The sequence below is a fragment of the Vibrio sp. R-1 genome, assembly GCF_035615595.1.
Taxonomy (GTDB): Bacteria; Pseudomonadota; Gammaproteobacteria; order Enterobacterales; family Vibrionaceae; genus Vibrio; species Vibrio cholerae.
Genome location: NZ_WPDC01000370.1, coordinates 1 through 233 on the forward strand (window position 1 = coordinate 1; position 233 = coordinate 233).

The window sequence follows — 233 nt, forward strand, 5'->3', positions numbered from 1 at the left end:
CTTGAGGCGTTTGTTATAACACAGTTTCACACATCATGTTCCGTGAGCAATTGACGACAGTTACGAACTGTTAGAACGCGGATTTCGTGGCTAAAACTATAAATAATGCGGTAATGACCAAAAATTATTTCACGGTAGTTCGTATGAGGCATTTCAGGAACCATGCGGCCCATTTCTGGCATTGAGCCGAGCAATTCCGTTTTGTCGAATACTTCATTCACCCACTTTTCTGC

Annotated in this window: 1 protein-coding gene; it reads right to left on the minus strand. The window is 42.5% G+C overall.

The genetic code is table 11. The features are described from left to right. Positions 1-26: 26 nt before the first annotated feature. Positions 27-233: type II toxin-antitoxin system RelE/ParE family toxin (locus tag GOU96_RS18545; RefSeq protein WP_324702142.1), on the minus strand; the 207-nt coding region annotated here is incomplete at its 5' end.